This window comes from Epilithonimonas sp., assembly GCF_056329745.1.
On the sequence record NZ_JBWEYV010000002.1, the window covers coordinates 215,448 to 233,981 of the forward strand.

At 39.0% G+C, this 18,534-nt stretch carries 18 protein-coding genes; 7 read left to right on the forward strand and 11 right to left on the reverse strand.

Features of this window, described 5'->3' with window-relative positions; all coding sequences use genetic code 11:
• Positions 1–8: 8 nt before the first annotated feature.
• Both AC00Y6_RS02830 and AC00Y6_RS02835 read right to left on the reverse strand, forming a co-directional pair.
• Positions 9–659 (reverse strand): C40 family peptidase, encoded by a 651-nt coding sequence (locus AC00Y6_RS02830; protein ID WP_474489101.1) that lies wholly within the window; start codon positions 657–659, stop codon positions 9–11.
• A 222-nt stretch (positions 660–881) separates the two neighbouring features.
• Positions 882–3,083: a glutamine synthetase III family protein gene (locus AC00Y6_RS02835; RefSeq protein ID WP_474489102.1), complete on the reverse strand. Its 2,202-nt coding sequence runs from the start codon at positions 3,081–3,083 to the stop codon at positions 882–884.
• Positions 3,084–3,417: 334 nt separating this feature from the next.
• Between AC00Y6_RS02835 and AC00Y6_RS02840 the strand changes: the two genes are divergently transcribed.
• Positions 3,418–5,091 (forward strand): DUF6909 family protein, encoded by a 1,674-nt coding sequence (locus AC00Y6_RS02840; protein ID WP_474489103.1) that lies wholly within the window; start codon positions 3,418–3,420, stop codon positions 5,089–5,091.
• Positions 5,092–5,141: 50 nt separating this feature from the next.
• On the opposite strand, the gene AC00Y6_RS02845 is transcribed toward AC00Y6_RS02840, so the two are convergent.
• Entirely contained in the window at positions 5,142–6,383 is a 1,242-nt protein-coding gene (locus AC00Y6_RS02845; protein ID WP_474489104.1) for a DUF445 domain-containing protein, read from the reverse strand.
• A gap of 83 nt (positions 6,384–6,466) precedes the next feature.
• Here AC00Y6_RS02845 and AC00Y6_RS02850 point away from each other — a divergent pair, with 83 nt between their 5' ends.
• On the forward strand, positions 6,467–7,624 hold the full coding sequence (locus AC00Y6_RS02850) for a serine hydrolase domain-containing protein (RefSeq protein WP_474489105.1): 1,158 nt from the start codon (positions 6,467–6,469) through the stop codon (positions 7,622–7,624).
• Here the strand turns inward: AC00Y6_RS02850 and AC00Y6_RS02855 are convergent.
• The gene (locus AC00Y6_RS02855; RefSeq protein ID WP_474489106.1) at positions 7,609–8,238 is read right to left on the reverse strand and encodes a TetR/AcrR family transcriptional regulator; all 630 of its coding nucleotides are present in this window, start codon (positions 8,236–8,238) and stop codon (positions 7,609–7,611) included. The genes AC00Y6_RS02850 and AC00Y6_RS02855 overlap by 16 nt on opposite strands.
• Before the next feature lie 164 nt (positions 8,239–8,402).
• Between AC00Y6_RS02855 and AC00Y6_RS02860 the strand changes: the two genes are divergently transcribed.
• From AC00Y6_RS02860 to AC00Y6_RS02875, 4 genes are read left to right on the forward strand one after another with little or no spacing between them, the layout of a single operon-like run.
• Positions 8,403–9,026 (forward strand): TatD family hydrolase, encoded by a 624-nt coding sequence (locus AC00Y6_RS02860; RefSeq protein WP_474489107.1) that lies wholly within the window; start codon positions 8,403–8,405, stop codon positions 9,024–9,026.
• The gene (locus AC00Y6_RS02865) at positions 9,019–9,744 is read left to right on the forward strand and encodes a tRNA threonylcarbamoyladenosine dehydratase (RefSeq protein ID WP_474489108.1); all 726 of its coding nucleotides are present in this window, start codon (positions 9,019–9,021) and stop codon (positions 9,742–9,744) included. The genes AC00Y6_RS02860 and AC00Y6_RS02865 overlap by 8 nt, the downstream gene beginning before the upstream one ends.
• Positions 9,744–10,127 carry a ribonuclease P protein component gene (gene rnpA / locus AC00Y6_RS02870; RefSeq protein ID WP_474489109.1) on the forward strand — a complete coding sequence of 128 codons (384 nt, stop codon included), beginning with the start codon at positions 9,744–9,746 and terminating at the stop codon, positions 10,125–10,127. Before AC00Y6_RS02865 ends, rnpA begins: the two co-directional genes overlap by 1 nt.
• A gap of 23 nt (positions 10,128–10,150) precedes the next feature.
• Positions 10,151–10,735, forward strand: coding sequence for a DUF4126 domain-containing protein (locus AC00Y6_RS02875; protein ID WP_474489110.1), 585 nt, complete (start codon positions 10,151–10,153; stop codon positions 10,733–10,735).
• Between the two features lie 57 nt (positions 10,736–10,792).
• On the opposite strand, the gene AC00Y6_RS02880 is transcribed toward AC00Y6_RS02875, so the two are convergent.
• From AC00Y6_RS02880 to rsfS, 5 genes are all read right to left on the reverse strand, one after another.
• Complete coding sequence (locus AC00Y6_RS02880) at positions 10,793–11,446, reverse strand: phosphatidylserine decarboxylase family protein (RefSeq protein WP_474489111.1); 654 nt, start codon at positions 11,444–11,446, stop codon at positions 10,793–10,795.
• Between the two features lie 9 nt (positions 11,447–11,455).
• Positions 11,456–12,331, reverse strand: coding sequence for a phosphatidate cytidylyltransferase (locus AC00Y6_RS02885; protein WP_474489112.1), 876 nt, complete (start codon positions 12,329–12,331; stop codon positions 11,456–11,458).
• A 9-nt stretch (positions 12,332–12,340) separates the two neighbouring features.
• Complete coding sequence (locus AC00Y6_RS02890) at positions 12,341–12,919, reverse strand: LUD domain-containing protein (RefSeq protein ID WP_474489113.1); 579 nt, start codon at positions 12,917–12,919, stop codon at positions 12,341–12,343.
• Positions 12,920–13,051: 132 nt separating this feature from the next.
• Entirely contained in the window at positions 13,052–15,013 is a 1,962-nt protein-coding gene (ftsH, locus tag AC00Y6_RS02895; RefSeq protein WP_474489114.1) for an ATP-dependent zinc metalloprotease FtsH, read from the reverse strand.
• Positions 15,014–15,054: 41 nt separating this feature from the next.
• Positions 15,055–15,417, reverse strand: a complete 363-nt coding sequence (rsfS, locus tag AC00Y6_RS02900; protein ID WP_474489115.1) for a ribosome silencing factor — start codon at positions 15,415–15,417, stop codon at positions 15,055–15,057.
• Positions 15,418–15,504: 87 nt separating this feature from the next.
• Here rsfS and AC00Y6_RS02905 point away from each other — a divergent pair, with 87 nt between their 5' ends.
• A complete protein-coding gene (locus tag AC00Y6_RS02905; protein WP_474489116.1) occupies positions 15,505–16,215 on the forward strand; it encodes a biotin--[acetyl-CoA-carboxylase] ligase in 711 nt (236 codons plus the stop codon).
• 9 nt (positions 16,216–16,224) lie between these two features.
• Here the strand turns inward: AC00Y6_RS02905 and AC00Y6_RS02910 are convergent, their stop codons facing one another.
• Together AC00Y6_RS02910 and tgt are read right to left on the reverse strand one after the other, a co-directional pair.
• Positions 16,225–17,319 (reverse strand): LptF/LptG family permease, encoded by a 1,095-nt coding sequence (locus AC00Y6_RS02910; protein WP_474489147.1) that lies wholly within the window; start codon positions 17,317–17,319, stop codon positions 16,225–16,227.
• Between the two features lie 51 nt (positions 17,320–17,370).
• A complete protein-coding gene (gene tgt, locus AC00Y6_RS02915) occupies positions 17,371–18,501 on the reverse strand; it encodes a tRNA guanosine(34) transglycosylase Tgt (protein WP_474489117.1) in 1,131 nt (376 codons plus the stop codon).
• Positions 18,502–18,534: the final 33 nt, after the last annotated feature.

Here is an 18,534-nt window from a genome sequence, read left to right on the forward strand (position 1 = left end):
CTAATTATTTAATACAAATTCAATCCTTCTCTTACAATTCGCTTGGCGAATTTAAATTTTGGTCCCCAATAATTATCGTCTAATGAGGAAACCATAACACCTTTGGATGTCGCTGCGTGGATAAACTTAACCTCACCATCAGCGGTTACACTTTCTACTATCCCGACATGGGAGATTCTTCTGCCACCGTGCGAAAAGAAAACAAGATCGCCTTTTTGCAATTGTGTGCGTTCTACAGAATCACCTTCCTGAGATTGCTCTGCTGCAACTCTTGGCAGGTTCATCCCTGCGGCTGCTCCAAATACGGACAGTACAAATGCTGAGCAGTCTATTCCACTTCTGGAAGTTCCTCCGAAACGGTAAGGCGTTCCCAAATAACTTTCAGCTTCGGATAGGATGTTGTCTATTGTATTGCTATGCTTGATCGCATTTTCTATCGCAGATCTTTTGATAACCTCGTTGGTATTGGCAATAGACGCCAAAACTTTTTGACCTTTGTTATCATCAGATTTATTAGAAACTGGGTTAATATCTAACGATGCAAATTTGGCATCGGTTTTGTATGTTTGGTTGTTAGAAACCACATAGTTAGACACGCAAGATTGCATAGAAAAAAATGTGGCCACAAATAAAGCATAAATAAGAACTCTTTTCTTCATATATATTTAATTACCTGTGTTAAATTGAGTTGGTTTTTTGTGAATGCATAGCAAATGTAGCCAATCGAGTTTAAAGGCTATTCCTGATGAAAGGAACAGACTTTCATTTTAACACATTTTAACAATCTCTTTGGGAATGTTAAAAAAAAACAAACCGCAAAGCTTAATTTTAGGCTTTGCGGTTTAATTTTTAGTTAAGATTTTTTAACGTTTTGTAGATATTTATCTAGTAAACAACATCTCTCTATATTTTGTCAGTGGCCACAGCTCATCATCCACCATCATTTCCAACGCATCAGCACCAGATCTAATATTGTCGAAAAGAGGTTTAACCTTATTACAATACTCCTCTGCCTGCTTTTGTCCTCCTGCCGTGTTTTTGGCTTTTTCTTTTGCTGCCAATAGCTCATCAACGCCTAACTTGATCAAGGAGACATTACCTGAAATATCAGCAATCAGACTTAGCTGTTCTTTTGCCAATGTTTTGAACTCCTTGTCACCAAAAATTTCTTTAAGGCCTTTTACGTTCTCTATTAATCTGTTTTGATAATTAAGAGCTGCAGGAATGATGTGGTTCCTTGCAATATCTGCCAACACTCTGGCTTCAATATCAATGACTGTAGAATATTTCTCCAGTTTAATTTCGTTTCTGGCTTCAAACTCGCGGTGAGAATAGATTCCTAACTCGTCATAAAGATCAACAAACTTTTTGTCCATCTCTTTTTTAAGAGCTTCCGGCGTCGTTTTCAAGTTGTGAAGACCTCTTTTTTTAGCCTCTTTGGCCCAGTCATCGGAGTAACCATCGCCTTCGAACATAATGTTTTTAGATTCTTTGATGTATTCTCTCAACACATTGAAGATAGCCTCATCTTTCTTAAGGCCTTTAGTTTCGATTAATGCATCAACTTCTGCTTTGAAAACTTTAAGCTGCTTAGCCATAATCACATTCATCACCGTCATCGGCTCTGCACAGTTTGCAGACGAACCAACTGCCCTAATTTCAAATTTGTTACCCGTAAAGGCAAACGGGGATGTTCTGTTTCTATCGGTATTGTCCAAAAGGATTTCAGGGATCTTACCTACAACGTTCAGCTTAAGCTCTGTCTTTTCTTCGGGTGACAATTTACCGTCGGTTACTTTTTCCAATTCTTCCAAAACGCCAAACAACTGACTTCCGATGAAGGCAGAAATAATAGCCGGTGGTGCCTCATTAGCGCCTAACCTGTGGTCATTGCTGGCAGATGCGATGGACGCTCTTAATAAGTCCGCATAATCATGAACCGCCTTCAAAGTATTTACAAAGAATGTCAAAAACTGTAGGTTTTTCTTTGGGTTTTTCCCTGGGCTCAAAAGATTTTCGCCAGTGTCGGTACTCAAGGACCAGTTGTTATGTTTACCACTACCGTTTACGCCCGCAAATGGTTTTTCATGAAATAAAATATGGAAATGGTGCTTGTGAGCCACTCTGGCCATCACATCCATTAATAATGAGTTGTGATCCACCGCTACGTTAGCTTCTTCAAACATAGGAGCCAACTCAAACTGGTTAGGCGCCACCTCGTTGTGACGGGTTGTTACAGGAATCCCCAGTTTCATACATTCAATTTCCAACTCTTTCATAAAGTTCATCACCCTGGTAGGGATAGAACCAAAATAATGGTCATCCAATTGTTGACCCTTTGCTGGTGAATGTCCTAAAAGTGTTTTTCCGGTCATCACAAGATCTGGCCTAGACTGGTACAATGCGGTATCTACAAGAAAATATTCTTGCTCCCAGCCTAATGTAGCTGAAACCTTACCGACATTTTTGTCGAAATAAGCCTTCATCACATCTGTAGCAGCCTCGTCTACAGCGTTCAGCGCTCTTAACAATGGTGTTTTATAATCCAGTGTTTCGCCGGTATATGATATGAAAATTGAAGGAATACAAAGCGTAGTTCCCATAATAAAAGCTGGCGAAGTTGGATCCCAAGCCGTATAACCTCTAGCCTCGAATGTATTACGGATTCCACCATTTGGGAAAGAAGAGGCATCTGGTTCTTGCTGAATCAATAAAGCACCACTAAACCTCTCGATGGCACGACCACCACCGATAGGCGTGAAAAAAGAATCATGCTTCTCAGCTGTTGCCCCCGTTAAAGGTTGAAACCAGTGCGTATAATGGGTAACACCTTTGGACATTGCCCAGTCCTTCATAGCAACTGCCACCTGATCCGCAATATGCCTCTGGATTTTGGTCCCTTTTCTAATGGCATCTAGTATTGATGTAAATGCTTCTTTGGTCAGGTATTCTCTCATAGTTTCTTCGGAGAAAACATTCTGACAGAATAATTCTGATAATTTTGCAGGTACATCTACAAAATTGTCTTTTCTGTAGCTCTTAAAAGGTAGCTCAGCCAGAGCCTTGAATCTTAATGTTGACATAGGTGTTTCATATTTAAACAGGTCAAATTTACAAAAAATAGACATCCAAATAATTAAGACCCTATAAAATTAATATGGCTTATGAAATTTAATATCTATTTCACAAATAAACCCCAAAGAAAACAGACCAAACAAACATTTTGCTACATTCACAATATCGTTACATAAAATTATCATTCTTTTTTATCCAATATAAAGTATAAATATTAAATTTAAATCTCAAAAAAAATAAGACATCACCAGCGTAACAGCCTGTAAAAAAACATCTTAGTTCAATTAAAATTGATTTAAATAAAATTATGTAACTTTGCAGACTTTTACAAAAATTTATTATATGGCAAATTCAAGAGCAAGAGAAACCACAGAAGCTATCGAAAGACTTTACGTCTCTATGAGACATTTGTTTTACAGAGGATTCTTCAAACCTTCGGGAGTTTCGGGTGCGTCGTTAAGAAAACTCTTAATGGTGATCAACCCAGAGATCTACGGCAGTATGAGCATCCCCAACAAGATAGAACTGGATGGTTTACTTTATGTTCTTGACCGTCTGCCAGAAGGAATAGAGGAATGTTCATTCATCCACCTAACGTCTGATGAAGGTTTTGATAAAGGCAGCTTTGAGCCTATTGTTCCTAAAAAAAGACGCCGAAACTGTTACCGGATTGATGAGCACCAAATGAACATTGAGGTTTTGCTGGGAAGATCTGAAATCTATGATATCCTTACCCACCTTACTTTTCTTTATCTGGAAGCAGATAAGATTAGAAATATTGGTTTTGACCTTGAATCTGAGGGCCGTCCAAGAAGGGTTTGGAAGATCATTGAGGAAGTTGCGAAAGGTGAAAAAAAATACAGCCGCAAAGAAAAAGAGGTTGCTTTAATCCATCTTTCTTCGTTCCTGGGCAGGACTTTTGATGAAACGCTTAATTCTTACAACAACTTTGGTGATGATAAAAACCCAGATCGCCTATTCAAAATCATCTATTGGCTAGGTCAAAACAGCTTGGATGATTGGAGAGAAAGCCGTGAAAGAGAAATTTATTTTTCATCTATACTACAGGAAAGAGTGGGACACCACCTTTTTGGGGAACGATGGGCCAACAAAATCAAAAAAGTGCTGGTAGATAATAATCTTCAAATGCGGCCGCTACACATCATCAGTGCCAACATGCACTCGGTAAAGAACATGATTTTTGCAAACGATGCACTTGGTAAAAAAGGTACGAAGGAAGTCGATTATAAATTGTTTGCAGATATCAGCAACCAAAAAGATTTGCAGAATAAAATTCTTGACCATGCATTAAGTGAGGGAATGATTTATATTGATGATAATAGCGGTAGCAATATTGATGTTCAGATTATAGATCTTTCAAAAACTGAACTTAAGAACACGGTCTTTGCAGGTCAAAAATTTTCTGGCGACGACATTATTCTTGTATTTGATTATGCCTTTGGAGAGCAGGCGTTTGAGGTAATGGATGAATTGCTAAGACCTTACGAGGTGAATGGCGAAGTCTATATGATGAAGGTTAAATCAATATCCATCATGGGAAAAGCCGGGATCCTAACCGGGAAAAAAGGCGATATCATGATTCCGACCTCTCATATCTTTGAAGGGACTGCTGATAACTACGTTTTTGATAATGCGTTGAAAGCAACAGACTTTGTAGATGACGAGATAAAAGCTTACGAAGGACCAATGGTTACCGTATTAGGAACATCTCTTCAGAATAAAGATATTTTATCTTACTTCATGACCACTTCTTGGAAAGCGATTGGATTGGAAATGGAAGGCGCCCATTATCAAAAAGCCATCCAAGTAGCAAGTAATATACGCCACCACATTTCGCCGGATTTATTTGTAATGTACGCTTATTACGCATCTGACAACCCATTGGAAACAGGAAGCACTTTATCTTCTGGAGGATTAGGCCTCACCGGAGTGAAACCAACATATATGATTACACACAAGATCCTCGAGAAAATATTTTCGAATAAAGATCTTTAAAAAGCAATGACCGGCAATTTTGTCGGTCATTATTTTATTTATAATTTCAATCAGATAAAATTGGCTATTGTGTAGATAAGCAATCCTACCAATCCGCCAACAATTGTCCCATTGATCCTGATAAACTGAAGATCCTTGCCCACTTCCAGCTCCAATTTTCTGCTGAGTTCCCGGCCTTCCCAATTACCCACTGTATTGCTGATAAGATTGCCAAAATTCTTGGTGTTTTTCAAAATGTATTTATAAGCTGTAACACGAACCCAATGATCTATCCGATGTTGGAAAACTACATCATTCTGAAGGTTATGAACAAAATCTGTAAGACTTTTTTTGATATAGATTTTCAGGTTAGAATGATCTTCCGTCAACTCTTTTAACAATGATGTCTTGAGCGACTGCCAGATGTCAGCAGCATATTTTTGAAGTTTCTCTGCTTTAAGGAACTCGGTTTTGATATCATTAAATTCCGTTTCCCATTTGGCATCCGTTTTTAAACCTTTAGCAAAATCAAGAATTTTATCCGTAATCTTAGCCCTCAGTGGATGGTTGGGATTCTCTTCTACCTCCTGAAAATAATGACTGAGGCCTTCGGTAATCTTCTCTGCAATCTTATGATCCACAGATTTTGGGATGAAGAAAAAACTCTCCTTCTCTACCCTTTCCGACACTAGGCTTTCATTCGCCAATATATAATTTTTAATCTGAGAACTGAGGTTGGTAATGATTTCCTGATGGTCGTTCCTATTTAGCAAGTAACTAATTCCATTGGCAATCACATCATTTATTTTAACAGAGTCAGCCATTTCCGTTGCTTTGGCTGTGATAAATGATTCGACACTTTTATCGTCCAGTTTTATCAGAATATCTTTGAGAACAGAAGATAATTCGTTAATCAAAATCGATTGATTTCTATCCTTTGACAACCAATCTCCGACATAAACCGAAACTTTTAGGTTTTGGATATATGGCCGTATGTTTTGAGGCGACAGAAAATTCTCTACTACAAAATTGCCAAGATTGTCCCCGATTTTATCTTTAGAATTCTGGATCAAATTGGTATGCGGAATCTTGATGCCCATAGGATAATTAAAAAGTGCCGTCACAGCAAACCAATCTGCCAGTGCCCCAACCATAGCCGCCTCGGAAAAAGCCCTGATGTAACCAATCCAATGAGAATCATGCTCTTTCTGCAAAACCGTCATGCTGATAAAAATGGCTGCCATTAGGATAAATAATCCCGTAGCCAGTGTTTTATAATTTCTGAGTTGCTTTTTTTTCTGTAAGTCGTTCATGATTATTAAAATTAGAAAATCATTCCAAACAAATTTATTGATAATTGACTAAATTAAATCTATTTTTACACAAAGGATCTGCCATGCTGAAAAAGACATTCAATATCGTTCTGTTAATCATTGCTGCAATTATTTTAGCAATTTACATCAGCGGCTACAATTATCTTTTTACGGGCATCCGCCTGACTTACCTCCGAGGAAAAAACAGCTCCAGCATAGATGACGGCAAATATTTTGCATCGAACCTCATCCTAAAAGGAAATCCAAAACCATGGCCACTGGCTTCAGATTATAATCAGAAAAAATTATCGCCCGCGCTTCAGCAACATTTGGAAGAAACTGGAACCGTGTCTTTTGTGGCGATACAGCACGGGAAAATCTTTCAGGAACATTATTGGGAAAATTATACGCGCAGCACCGCAAGCAATTCTTTTTCTATGGCAAAAACGATTACTGTCCTATTGTTGGGCAAAGCTATTGATGACGGTCGAATCACTGGCATTAACTCCCGATTTTCCGATTTTTACCCCGAGTTTACGCAAAAAAAATGGGGGAAAAACCTGACTTTACAACAACTGGCATCTATGGAGGCCGGGCTAGATTGGAAAGAGGATTATAAAAACCCGTTCCTCCCGAATGCTAAAGCTTACTATGGATCTTCTCTTGCCGATGTTGTTTTTAGTACCTCATTAAAAGAGAACCCTGGTACCCATTTCGAATATCAGAGCGGTGCTACACAATTATTGGGTTTTGCAATTGGGAAAAGTCTTGGCGAACCGCTTGCATCCTACGCTTCTTCAAAGTTGTGGAAGCCTTTGGGTATGGAGCAAAATGCGCAGTGGACTACCGATAACCTTTCTATAGAGAAGAGTTTTTGCTGTATACAATCCAATGCCAGAGATTGGGGAAAAATTGGGCAACTTTTACTTAATGATGGTAAAGTAGATGAGATCCCAATCATCAGCGCGTCTTTTATCAGCCAAATGATTACACCTGCAGAACATTCTAATGGGACTTACGGCATGGGGCTTTGGATTAATAATGATACTAAAGTTAAACATTATTATCTCCACGGGCTTTATGGGCAATATGTGATTGTTGTGCCCCAGTACGATCTCGTAATTGTAAGAATGGGTAACCTAGAAGATCCTAAAAAAGACCAAAAAAACCGGCCTACTGAAGTCGAGTTTTATATCAATGAAGTCTTAAAGATGGCCGATAAAAATCAATCGGCATCATAATCCAACAAGGCGAAAACACTTAGCAGCGTGCTGTTTTTCAGCTTTTGCTCAGATTCTTTGGTGTATTGCGCTTCGTTATGGGCAGGAACATAGATTTCGTAGAAATTTTTATTCCTCAAGACAAATAATGTTGACCCAATAATCATGGTCAGTATATCTTCGGACTTGGGCGCATTATGAAAAACCCCGGAAATAATCCCTCTTTTGATAATCTCATCCAGTCTTGCCACACAAGTCTGGTAAAATTCCAAAAGGTCATCTTTTACATTATCCAGCGTCCTCATTTCCTGGGTTACAAACCCGTGAAAATAGCTGTATTTGTAAAGCAAAGAAATGATATAATTGATAATCTCCTTCATCTGCATCTCGGGTTTGCCCTCTTTGATGGTTTGGGCAAATTCAGAAAAACTCTCCTTCGTGCGCTGTACGCGGTATTGATAGAGATACGACATCATTTTTTCTTTGGACCCAAAGTAGTAAGAAATCATTGCCACATTGATATTGGCTTTGGTGCAAATATCCCTTACGGATGTTCCGTCATAGCCTTTTTTAGCAATAAGTTCCTCTGCAACATCCAAGATTTTCGTTTGTTTTTCTGTAAATTTTTTCCTCATCCTCTTTTCAAAGATTTCATGTAAAATTATAATTATTTTTCAACAACTCCAACAGATTTTGACGTATAAAACATGTGTGGCATTATTAATCTGAACTCGGTTTTAACCCAAATTAATTCTAAATACATTCACCATTATCGACAAGAATTAATTATATTTATCCAATGGATTTTCTGGATTTTCATCACCACTCACCATCAAAAAAAGGCATTTATAACCTTAATTATGGAGAAAAAGCACCTGATGTCCCATTTTCCGCAGGATTGCATCCCAAAGATATTTCAGACGATTGGGAATCTGATCTTGAAATGATTAAAGAAATTTCCCTGTTTCCCAGTTGCATTGCCATAGGCGAATGTGGGCTGGATGGCTTAATCGACATTGATGAAAAAATTCAGAATACGGTTTTCTCTCAGCATCTTTCCTGGGCAGAGGAAATCAATAAACCAGTAATCATTCACTGTGTACGCCGGTTTTCGCAACTTTTACATTACAAGAACAAGCCGATTCCTAAAATCATTCATGGATTTAACAAAAAATCCAATATTGCCGAAGAACTTCTGGACACCGGCTTTTACCTGAGTTTTGGAAAAGCAGTGTTAGAACATGTATCTTTGCAAAAATTGATTGAAGGATTTCCCATCGAGAAAATGTTTCTTGAAACCGATGATGCAGATTTTGACATCGCGCAACTATATGAAAAAGTTTCGGCCATCAAATCGATTGGCATCGAAGATTTGAAAAATCAAATGTGGGAAAATCTGGAAACGGTAACTAATTATGGATAAATTTTGGTTAGAGCGCACCGAGCTGCTGATAAAAGACGATGGAATAGAAACGTTGAAAAATGCTAAGATTCTGGTTATAGGACTTGGCGGTGTAGGATCTTTTGCGGCAGAGTTTTTGGCCAGAGCCGGCGTAGGCCACATGATTATTGTAGATGGCGATACCGTGGACATTACCAATATCAATCGGCAACTTCCTGCGCTGCATTCTACCATTGGGCAACATAAAGTAGAACTGGTAGGCCAGAGATTATTGGATATCAATCCAGATCTTCAGCTTTTGAAAATCAATGAATTTTTGGAACCCGAAAGGATGGAAGCCCTAATCAAATCTGAGAAGTTTGATTACGTCTTGGATTGTATCGATTCTCTAACGCCAAAATTGGCTCTTATAAGAACCTGCAGAAGACACAAAATAAAACTGGTATCTTCTATGGGTGCCGGTGGCAAAACAGATCCCAGCAAAGTTATGGTACGCGACATCAGCAAAACCAACAACTGCCTATTGGCAAGACAGGTAAGAAAACGTTTGAAAAAAGAGAAAATCAACAAGGGTTTCCGTTGTGTATTTTCTACCGAACTGCAGGACGAAAACAGCCTGAAAATGACTGATGGAAAGAATTTTAAACGGTCTTTCTATGGCACCATCAGTTTTATCCCGGCATTATTTGGTCTGTACGCTGCCGCCGAAGTTATCAATTACCTAACCGGAAGAAAATAATGCCCAAAACAAACAGTTATCCTACCGCAGAAAAGCTGAAAAAAAAGGCGGATATTGATCTTTTATTTAAAAAAGGCAAATGGATTTCTGTGGATCAAATCAGGATTATCCACCTCAACATTCCAGAAACTGAAACTCAGAAAATAGGCGTGTCGGTTTCTAAAAAATATTTTAAACGGGCGGTTGACAGAAACCGTATCAAACGCCTTTTGCGGGAATCTTACCGGCTGAATAAACAGCTGTATAAAGATGCTTTTGGTGAAAAATCGCTGGCGATGTTATTTTGGGTTTCCAAAGATTTGCCCGAAAATTTTTCTGTTGTGGAAAATCAGTTTGTTAAACTTTGTTCAAAAAAAAATCCATCATCAGCAGTTAATTTGTAACTTTAGTTCTTAAAACATTACAAATGAGCGATTTCCTACCCTATCTGATCAGTGGTTTTATTGGCATTGGCCTGGCAGCAGCTTCGGGATTCCGGGTGTTTTTACCTTTCTTTTTTGTAAGCCTTGCATCCTATCTCGGCTGGATCCCAATCTCCGATCAATTTGAATGGCTTTCCGGATTGCTGGCACTTATCACAACCGGAGTTGCTACGGTTATAGAAATATTGGCTTACTACATCCCTTTTGTGGACAATATACTGGACAGCCTCGCAATCCCTTTGGCAACCATTGCCGGATCTGTATTGTTTGCAAGCCAGTTTATAGAATTGGGAAGCTTTTCGCAATGGGCTTTGGCTTTAATCGCCGGCGGCGGAACTGCGGCCACTATTGCCACGGGATTTGCAGGAACCAGGGCAGCGTCTTCTGCCTCTACGGCGGGCATCGGCAACAATGTCATTACCACAACAGAAACGGCAGGAGCTGGGGTAATGTCGGCATTGTCTTTATTTTTACCCGTTATTGCATTTTTGATCGCAATTGTACTGCTGATTGCCGTGATCATTTTTGGCCAAAAAATCTGGCGGAAGCTAAAAGTAAAAACATCTTAGATATTATTTCTGAATTAGCCTTAATTAAAAAGAGAACCCAAAAAGTTCTCTCAATCATTAATCTTTTAGTCTGGCAATTACATCAATACCGCCTTTTGTTTTGTCTCCAATCTTACAAAGGATCTCCGTATCCAGAGGCAGAAAAACATCCATTCGGGAACCGAACTTGATAAATCCAAACTCATGTCCTGCTTTGGCTTTGTCCTCTATATTACAGTAGAAAACGATCCTTCTGGCAACATAACCCGCAATCTGGCGGAACACCACATTATGGTTGGTCATACTTTTCACAGCTACGGTAGTTCTCTCATTTTCTGTGGAAGATTTCTCATGCCAAGCCACAAGATATTTGCCGGGATGGTACTTTTTATAAATAACATCGCCACTTACCGGATACCGACAGATATGCACGTTAAGCGGTGACATAAAAATTGAAACCTGGATGCATTTTTCTTTTAGAAATTCATCTTCAAAAACCTCTTTGATCATCACCACTTTTCCATCTACGGGAGCCACAACATTTTCGGTATGATCCAGGATGGCTCTTTTGGGAACCCTGAAAAACCAAAATATCAATCCTAACATTACCAATAGCGGCAATAGAATAAGCAATGACCCAATCCCCAAATAATAAATAGAGATGGCAGCAATAAATGCTATAAACAGGATGGCAACTACTAATGTTCCCTTCGATTCTTTATGAAGTTTCATATATACAGTCTAAAATAATTTTTCTAAAATAAAATACAGGTAAATTACCGGTGCGCAGATGATAAAGCTGTCCAGCCTGTCTAAAACGCCACCATGCCCTGGAATAATATTCCCACTGTCTTTGACTGCAAAACTACGTTTTAACTGACTTTCTACCAAATCACCCAATGGCGCAAAGATAGACGTCAAAAGTCCCACAATCATCCAGTTCCCTCGTAAATCCGGGAAATATTGTTCTACAAAAAAACCCAGTATCAATGTTAAAACAACACCGCCTGCAAAACCTTCCCATGTTTTTTTAGGTGAAATTTTGGGTGCCATTTTATGCTTACCAAAGAATTTCCCGGTAAGATATGCAAAGGTGTCACTGCTCCAGATGAGAACAAACAGCATAAACACCTCCAGCGTAAAAGGCTTGTCAGGATCTAGCGTACTGAATTTTGGCAATCCCAGCGCAAATCCAAAAGGAAGCGCAAGATAAGCAACGGTAAAAATCAATTTTCCGTTTTCGAAATAAAGTTCGCGCGGATATTTGAAAAGCGTAATGACGGCAATGGGAATTAGGGCCAAAGCCATCAACTCACTAAAATTGACATCGAAGAAGAAGCCGTGGTAGAAAAAACGTTTGCTAAACCTATAGTAAACAATCGCAGCAATGGGGAAAACCAGCCATTTGTAAAAGCTGTTGTCAAACTTCATCACACGGATGCATTCATAAAGGCCAACCGCCAAAAGAAATGTGATCAATCCATAAAAAAGGTATTGCTGCTTAACCTCCGGCAGAAAACTGCTGAAAAGATATTCGCCCAATGGCGTTGTACAAACTGTGATAATCAGGACATAAACGAGCCCCGACAAAGAACGCTGAATGAAATTTTTATCCAAAACCGAATTTTAATCTTCCAGCAAAAGTAAGAAAAGTTTGGTATTATCCTTATTAGGCGTGTCCAATTTGGAATGGCTGCCACTTATTGAAGTGAGGTTTTTGAGATTGCCGGCACGTTTTACCTTCATCATAGCCTCGTTCAGGTTGCTTGCAATTTGCGAAACATTGGCCATTATGATAATTTTTGAAGGCAGCCGTGAGGAATGGTAATGCAGGATATTATTGTGGGACAACATAATGCGCCCGTCAAAAGCAATAAGATATTCGCAGGTGATAAAGGCCGCGTCGTTATTCTCTGTCAATTGCTCTGTGTAAGGCGTTTTGATAACATCCAAAAAGTTTTTGAGATCCGGATCATAGCAGAACACATCGTGGATATGCTCTATCTTGATAATCTGGTTAAGCGTCTGCAAAGCCTCCGACTCATCGGCACAATAATTAAAAAAACCACCTGAGTGCGTAAAAAGCTGTGCAAATTTATAATCAAGATCAGCATCCCGAAGCTGATCTGCCAGTTTGGTAACATCCGGCTGCTCTTCTTCTGGCTGATTCATTATTTTATTTACGATTCTCTTGAACAGACTCAATTTCTGTGTATTTTTTGTTAATTAGTACAAATGTAAAGAATATTATAATACTCTAAAAACCAAAACTTTATTTTAATAAAAAAATCCTAAATAAAATTTAGGATTTTTATTATTTGTTTTCACTTACTGGTTTTAACTCTCTGTATTTAAGACATTTCCAGCATCTGCAGGATTATCTACGCTAGAGACTGGTTGCTCCGTAAGTTCCGGATCCCAAGCGCGTTTTCCGAATATTTCTTCCAAATCTTCGCGGAAGATCACTTCTTTCTCCAACAATTTATGGGCCAAGGCTTGCAATTTATCACTATTTTGTGACAGTATCGTAATTGCTCGCTGATATTGGGTCTCCACCAGTTTGGAAATCTCTTCATCAATTAACTTGGCTGTTTCCTCAGAATAAGGTTTTCCGAAACTGTATTCAGATTGGCCAGAGCTGTCATAATAAGAGATATTACCTACTTTGTCATTAAGACCGTAGATGGTAACCATGGCTTGCGCTTGTTTTGTAACCCTTTCTAGATCCGATAAAGCTCCTGTTGAAATATTGCCAAAAGTGACCTGTTCTGCAGCCCTACCGCCTAATGTTGCACAAATCTCGTCCAACATCTGTTCTGTAGTGGTCAACTGCCGCTCTTCCGGCAAATACCATGCAGCACCAAGTGAACGTCCTCTAGGAACAATCGTTACCTTTAGCAATGGCGCAGCATGCTCTACCAACCAAGAAATAGTGGCATGACCAGCTTCGTGAAAAGCCACTCTTTTTTTCTCAGATGGTTTGATCGCTTTATTTTTCTTCTCGAGACCTCCAATAATCCTATCTACAGCATCCAAAAAGTCCTGCTTGTTAACCGCTTCATGCGCATTTCTTGCAGCAATAAGTGCCGCTTCGTTACAAACATTGGCAATATCTGCCCCACTAAAACCTGGCGTTTGCTTAGCTAAAAATTCACGGTCTATAGAATCATCCAATTTGATTTTTTTCAAATGGACATCAAAAATCTGTTGTCTCTCATGCAATTCCGGAAGATCCACGTAGATTGACCTGTCAAAACGACCGGCTCTCATCAGAGCTTTATCAAGAATATCAGCACGGTTGGTGGCAGCCATTACTATAACATTGGTATCGGTTCCAAAACCGTCCATCTCTGTCAGTAATTGATTGAGTGTATTTTCACGCTCATCATTTCCTCCTTGAAAACCGCCTTTTCCTCTTGCCCTACCAATAGCATCAATTTCATCGATGAAGATAATGGCAGGAGATTTTGCCTTGGCCTGAGCAAAAAGATCTCTCACCCTAGAGGCACCCACACCTACAAACATCTCTACAAAATCCGACCCGGACAAAGAGAAGAAAGGAACTTTTGCTTCACCGGCAACTGCCTTGGCTAAAAGAGTCTTCCCTGTTCCTGGAGGCCCTACCAAAAGAACACCTTTAGGAATTTTACCACCCAGTTTGGTATATTTGTCTGAATTTTTCAGGAAATCTACCACCTCCTGAACTTCTTCTTTAGCACCTTCTAATCCAGCTACATCTTTGAAAGTCACCTGGATTTTATCCTTTTCGTCAAACAGCTTGGCTCTGGATTTCCCAATACTGAAAATCTGTCCGCCAGGGCCTCCGGCACCACCGCCCATTTTTCTGAATAGAACAAAATAGAACAAAGCCATGATCCCAATCCAGAAAAGTGCTGTAAATAGCAGGTCTGAGAAAAACCCTTGGCTTTTCCCAAACTCCATCCTGGCCTGTTTGGCCTGAAGAGAGTTGATCTCGTCAAACTTTTCTTGGAAATATCTCAGGTCACCGTAAGTGAGCACAAAATCCGGGCTTGGCTTGATATTGATCATAGACAGCGGATCGTTTTTCTTTTCGTTGCCAGCCAGCTGCGTTTTCGCTTCTTTGGTTAGGTAAACATCTGCTTTGTAATTGTCTCTGTAGACCATTACTTCGCTCACTTTACCTTGCTGTACAAGACTGTAAAATTCTTTTTCGTCAATATTTTTCACCATAGAATCTCCCAGAAGACCTGGCAGAAATATGAGTAAAATAATCCCTAACAAAACGGGGATAAACCAATTGAATCCTTTATTATTCATTCTTACTTTTTAAAATTATTATGATGCAGAATTGGCATCTTTTAGCTTTCTACGGATGTGATCTTCGCATCGCCCCACAGTTCCTCTATATCGTAATATTCGCGGATCTGTTTTTGGAAAACATGCACCACTACAGAAACGTAATCTACCAAAACCCACATGGCATTTTCTGTACCTTCTACATGCCAAGGTCTTTCCTTAAGATCGTTTCTCACTTTTTTTTCTATATTGCCGGCAATAGCAGAAACCTGCGTATTGGAGTTTCCGCTGCAGATGATAAATGTCTCTGCTACCGAATTTTCTATGCCCGAAAGATCAAAAATCTGAATATCTTCTCCTTTTGTATCCTGTATAGACTCTATGATTTTGTCTATTAATAATTGTTTTTCTGTACTTTTACTCATTCAAAAAAATTGTGTAATTGCAAATTTATTGATTTTTATCTATTTATCTTTTGTTTCCTCACCGATAATCTCATAAAGTTTTCATAAATGACCCCGCTGCTATATCTGGAAAAATGTTTCTCTACAAATGACGAAATACTAATTCACACTCATAAAGACGAATCAACTGCCGTATTTACCTTTAATCAGACCAGAGGTCGTGGGCAGTATGGGAATGTATGGGATGCCAACACCAATCAAAACCTAGCCTACTCCATTGCTGTCAACTGCACAAATATCAGTATTCCCAATACGCTGCTCAACTATTATACCGCAATAGTTATTCGGGATTTTCTGGCCAATATGACCAAAGCAGAGGTTAAAATAAAATGGCCCAATGATATTATTATGAATGGAAAAAAGGTCTGCGGTATCCTCATTGAGAAAAAGAAGGTCGTGGATGCAGAGTTTTTTATCATTGGCATTGGCATTAATGTATTGCAGAAAGATTTCTCGAACTTACCCAAAGCAGGCTCCATCTATACGACAACAGGACAATTAATGGATCTCCCAATTTTTGCAGAGCAGTTCCATAAATATTTTAGCTCACAAATTATCCAAAACATTTCTGAAGATTTTATCCTGGAGACTTATAATAAGTTTCTCTTTCACAAAGACCAAATCTCTGTATTTTATAAAGAAAAAATAAGACAAAATGGCATTATTAAAAAAGCTGATGCAAATGGCTTTCTTTGGATTGACTTGGAAAATGAAGGCCTTAAAAAATTCTTTCACAAAGAAATAGAAATGCTCTACTAACCCTTGCGATTACTCGTTGGCACGTTTGAAGTAGAGGTAAGCAGCCACAGGGGCAAACACGATATTTGGCAGCCACATGGCTAACAATGGTGGCAATGTCTTGTTCTCGGATACCACATTAAGCACCTGAAAAGAGAACACAAACAAAAACGCTAGTGCAATTCCCAATGCGAGGTTAAGACCGAGGCCGCCGCGCTTTTTCTGTGATGACAAAGACAATCCCAAGAATGTCAAAATAATAATGGAAAATGGCATTGATGTGCGCTGGTAGAGCTCGTTATAAAAAGACGTTACGTTGGTGTTTCCTTTTATCTTTTCACGCCTTATTAGTTCAAGAAGTTCGGGTGTTGTTTTATTTTGAGCAACCAATACATCGGGGAAAAGTTCTGAAGGTGGCAATTTGAAATCCTGTGTTTTGGTAGATCCGTTGGAAAGAATCTCAGTATCATTTTTACCGGCCCTTCTCTCAGAATAATTATTGAGATTAAAAACTTTTTTTTTCTGATCCCATTGGATATCCGAGGCCGTAATCTGATGTATTAATTTCTTGTTGTTATCAAATTTCTGATACATATAACCAGAGCCCCGATTATCTTTCTTGTTATAACTGTTGACAAAAATATATTCGCTGGGATTAAGATTAGACGCTATGGTAACATTCCCAAGCAACTTCTCCCTATTAATAGAGTTATAAGTGTAGGGCTCCAGCACGTTCTTCTTAATATTGGCCCAAGGCAGAATAAAATGATTAAGCGCCAAAGTGGCAATCGCAATCAGTAGAGATGTAGTAAGATAAGGGCGTGCAAACCGATGAAAACTGGCTCCACTACTTATAATTGCGACAATCTCGGTATTATTGGCCATCTTGGAAGTAAAAAATATAACCGTAATGAAAACCAAAATCGACATAAAAGTCAATATAAGATTGAGAATCCAGAAGGGATAAAAATTAAGTAAAAAATATCCAACTGTAAAACCATTACTTTCTATTCTGGGCGTTTTGGACTGGACATCTACCACCAATACAATAATAGACAACAAAGCCAACATAAATATGAGGGTTCCGAGGTATTTTTTAAGAACATAAAGGTCTATTATTTTCATCATCTGGATCTGACTATTTTTTTTGAGCCAATGTAATATCGTTAATTTCTTTTACAATCTCTTTTTCAACTGAGGAACAATTTGATCTTTCCATTGGTAAAAATCTCCAGCCACAATATGCTCTCTCGCTACTTTTACCAGATCCAAATAAAAAGCAAGATTATGAATAGATGCAATCTGTTTAGCCAGATATTCTTTGGCTACGAAAAGATGCCTCACATAAGCCTTGCTGTACTCCTGATCCACAAAACTTGTCCCAAACTCATCCAATGGTGAAAAATCGGTTTTCCACTTTTCGTTTTTCATATTCATGATGCCTTGCCAAGTGAAGAGCATGGCATTTCTGGCATTCCTGGTTGGCATTACACAATCCATCATATCGATGCCAAACCCTATACTTTCAAGGATGTTCCAAGGCGTACCAACACCCATCAGGTAACGAGGTTTTTCTTTGGGTAAAATATCGGTAACTTCATCGGTGATGCGATACATTTCATCTTCGGGCTCGCCCACAGAAAGACCACCAATGGCATTCCCTTCAGCGCCCGCTTCCGAAATAACTTCTGCTGAGATTTTCCTTAGATCTGAAAAACAAGAACCTTGAACGATAGGGAACAATCGTTGTTTGTGACTATATAATTCTTTATTTTGCCCAGTCCAATCGATACATCTTTTTAACCAACGATGCGTCAATTCCATTGATGTTTTCACTGCATTATAATCACTAGGATAAGCAATGCATTCATCAAAAGCCATAAAAATATCGGCACCAATTTGTCTTTGGATCTGCATAGAAACTTCTGGCGACATAAAGCGCAAACTTCCATCAATATGCGACTTGAATTTTACACCTTCTTCAGTAATTTTTCTGCTTTTTGCCAATGAGAAAACCTGATAACCGCCAGAATCTGTAAGAATTGGCTTTTCCCAGTTCATGAACTTATGAAGCCCGCCGGCCTGCTGCATGACATCCATGGTAGGTCGCAACATCAGGTGATAGGTGTTCCCCAAGATTATCTGTGCCTTTATGTCATCCCTCAACTCACGCTGATGAACTGTTTTAACTGAGGCTACTGTGCCCACCGGCATAAAAATTGGGGTTTGTATCTGCCCGTGATCGGTCGTTATAACGCCGGCTCTGGCTTTGGATTCCGTCGTCTTTTCGATTTCAAAAAAATTCATTCGTCTATATGATTTCTGTCTACAACCGCATGT

Coding starts and splice junctions, on each gene's coding strand:
- AC00Y6_RS02830 (WP_474489101.1), bottom strand. CDS start 659: ATGAAGAAAAGAGTTCTTATTTATGCTTTATTTGTGGCCACATTTTTT.
- AC00Y6_RS02835 (WP_474489102.1), bottom strand. CDS start 3,083: ATGTCAACATTAAGATTCAAGGCTCTGGCTGAGCTACCTTTTAAGAGC.
- AC00Y6_RS02840 (WP_474489103.1), top strand. CDS start 3,418: ATGGCAAATTCAAGAGCAAGAGAAACCACAGAAGCTATCGAAAGACTT.
- AC00Y6_RS02845 (WP_474489104.1), bottom strand. CDS start 6,383: ATGAACGACTTACAGAAAAAAAAGCAACTCAGAAATTATAAAACACTG.
- AC00Y6_RS02850 (WP_474489105.1), top strand. CDS start 6,467: ATGCTGAAAAAGACATTCAATATCGTTCTGTTAATCATTGCTGCAATT.
- AC00Y6_RS02855 (WP_474489106.1), bottom strand. CDS start 8,238: ATGAGGAAAAAATTTACAGAAAAACAAACGAAAATCTTGGATGTTGCA.
- AC00Y6_RS02860 (WP_474489107.1), top strand. CDS start 8,403: ATGGATTTTCTGGATTTTCATCACCACTCACCATCAAAAAAAGGCATT.
- AC00Y6_RS02865 (WP_474489108.1), top strand. CDS start 9,019: ATGGATAAATTTTGGTTAGAGCGCACCGAGCTGCTGATAAAAGACGAT.
- rnpA (WP_474489109.1), top strand. CDS start 9,744: ATGCCCAAAACAAACAGTTATCCTACCGCAGAAAAGCTGAAAAAAAAG.
- AC00Y6_RS02875 (WP_474489110.1), top strand. CDS start 10,151: ATGAGCGATTTCCTACCCTATCTGATCAGTGGTTTTATTGGCATTGGC.
- AC00Y6_RS02880 (WP_474489111.1), bottom strand. CDS start 11,446: ATGAAACTTCATAAAGAATCGAAGGGAACATTAGTAGTTGCCATCCTG.
- ftsH (WP_474489114.1), bottom strand. CDS start 15,013: ATGAATAATAAAGGATTCAATTGGTTTATCCCCGTTTTGTTAGGGATT.
- rsfS (WP_474489115.1), bottom strand. CDS start 15,417: ATGAGTAAAAGTACAGAAAAACAATTATTAATAGACAAAATCATAGAG.
- AC00Y6_RS02905 (WP_474489116.1), top strand. CDS start 15,505: ATGACCCCGCTGCTATATCTGGAAAAATGTTTCTCTACAAATGACGAA.
- AC00Y6_RS02910 (WP_474489147.1), bottom strand. CDS start 17,319: ATGAAAATAATAGACCTTTATGTTCTTAAAAAATACCTCGGAACCCTC.
- tgt (WP_474489117.1), bottom strand. CDS start 18,501: ATGAATTTTTTTGAAATCGAAAAGACGACGGAATCCAAAGCCAGAGCC.